This is a genomic window from Vibrio sp. Vb0598, from assembly GCF_033338935.1.
GTDB lineage: Bacteria > Pseudomonadota > Gammaproteobacteria > Enterobacterales > Vibrionaceae > Vibrio > Vibrio alginolyticus.
In genome coordinates, this window is sequence record NZ_JAWOTP010000323.1 from 1 (window position 1) to 1,018 (window position 1,018).

1 protein-coding gene and 1 pseudogene are annotated in these 1,018 nt (G+C 44.2%); both read left to right on the plus strand.

Annotation, left to right across the window (positions count from 1 at the left end; all coding sequences use genetic code 11):
- Positions 1-105: 105 nt before the first annotated feature.
- Positions 106-696 carry a TetR/AcrR family transcriptional regulator gene (locus R7Q38_RS25005; RefSeq protein ID WP_005468576.1) on the plus strand — a complete coding sequence of 197 codons (591 nt, stop codon included), beginning with the start codon at positions 106-108 and terminating at the stop codon, positions 694-696.
- Positions 697-816: 120 nt separating this feature from the next.
- Positions 817-1,018: pseudogene (locus R7Q38_RS25010) on the plus strand (alpha/beta hydrolase); the annotation flags it as partial.

Consider the following 1,018-nt stretch of genomic DNA (forward strand, 5'->3'; position numbering starts at 1 on the left):
TAACCCACTCAATAGGTCGATCTTAGCGAGAAAATGACATGGATAGATGGTTAGACCAGTTAACTCTTCATTGCAAAAAAGAACGACCGTGCTAAAACTACAGTTATGAAAAAAGGAAAAGTAACGAAAGAGTTCATTCTGCAGCGCGCATTTGAAATTGCCAGTGAAGACGGCTTAGAAAGCCTCACCATTGGCGAACTAGCGAAGCAGTGTGGCATGTCCAAAAGTGGTCTGTTTGCTCACTTTAATTCCAAGTTGAATTTGCAGCTTTCCGTGCTTGAGTACGCAAACCAAGTGTTTGCTGAAAGAGTGATTGAACCTGCACGTGGGCTTGGTGATGGCAATATTGAGCGGAAAATCCGAGGGTTGTTGGATTCTTGGATGACGTGGAACCATTCATTTCAAGGCAGCTGTATGTTCCTTGATGCGTGGAATGATGCCGCAGACAAAAATTGTCCGTTACAAGCGGCATTACGTAAAGCGATTGATACTTGGTTAAGTTATCTAGAAATTCAAATTGCGAAAGGCAAAGAAAACCAAGAGTTTATAAGCGACTTAGATACTCGTCAGGCGACGTTCGATTTATACGGGCAGTACCTGAGCGCGCATGTTTTCTATTCGATCAAAGGTGAGGAAGAGAGCTTACGCCTGTTTTGGCAAGGCATCGACAACTTGCTTGCTCGATGGAGAGGTTAACACCGTCTACGGGTAACGAAGATTCATTTTAAAGAGCGACAGAGTTCGCTCTTTCTTATCAGCATAAAAAGCACGACCGTTCTATTTTTGCTAAGTGTGCTGATAACTAAGGAAAAGATCATGAGTGAGAAAATCTATTTTAATACCTCGCAGCGTTTTAGTGTGAAGCGCAGTCTCGTCAACATCAGTACCCGCTTGCACCACACATTGGCCCCATCGCATGCGAAGAAAACGGCGCGAAAACTGCTGCTTACTCCTGCGCGTACGCAACCAAAAAATGCGGAGCCACAAGGATTAGTTAAAGCAGAAATCCAAGGGCACA

Bases quoted from the DNA above. Each gene is read 5' to 3' on its own strand.
- R7Q38_RS25005 (WP_005468576.1), top strand. From the start codon at position 106: ATGAAAAAAGGAAAAGTAACGAAAGAGTTCATTCTGCAGCGCGCATTT.